Below are 576 nucleotides of genomic sequence, written 5' to 3'. Positions count from 1 at the left end.
GTCATAAAATAGCTGTAAAACTGCCCGTACAGAAAACCTTTTCTTTCTCTCCACATCAGATTAGCACCTCTACACTTTCTTTACTGTTACATCGCCGATATTTAAATAAATATGCAAGCTGAGTTTTCTAACAGCCTCATCATAATCAGGAGACTTGTAGACTAGTTTATTTCCTAAGCCATCCTTGCTTTGCTCAAAGATTTGTAAGTCACCGATTTTCACTTCCCCTTCAATCCGCACTGGCAGATTATCAGGAATAATAATCTTAACATCGCCTATCCATCCGCTGATTTCTATATGTGTTTCTTTATCTGGTATATATGCCTTGCTGAAATCAATAAAGTAATTACCGATTGTATTATGCATTGTCATCGGCTCAGCAGGCCAATTTTCTGTATTGATTTTGACGTCTCCTACTAGAGAAAAAGCTCTTTTTTTCTTTCCTTCCGGCTTTTGCTTGATATGGATTGATGGTTTTCCGAAAACCTTATCCTCTTTCGCCCAATTTACATTAGTGACAACAAGAAATTTTGACTTCTTAAACATCATACTTAAAGCAGCAATGATCATTATAAG

Annotated in this window: 1 protein-coding gene; it reads right to left on the bottom strand. The window is 36.3% G+C overall.

Going from position 1 to position 576, the window contains the following annotated elements; translation table 11 throughout:
- Positions 1-69: 69 nt before the first annotated feature.
- Positions 70-576, bottom strand: a 507-nt coding sequence (gene liaF, locus QD409_RS35600; protein WP_430765061.1) for a cell wall-active antibiotics response protein LiaF, incomplete at its 5' end; no start/stop codon positions are given.

Origin of the sequence: Rhizobium sp. BR 315 (genome assembly GCF_050577975.1) — a bacterium.
In the GTDB taxonomy this organism is placed as follows: domain Bacteria; phylum Pseudomonadota; class Alphaproteobacteria; order Rhizobiales; family Rhizobiaceae; genus Rhizobium; species Rhizobium miluonense.
Note: the sequence above shows the minus strand (reverse complement) of the source record. Positions and strands in the feature narration are given on the sequence as shown.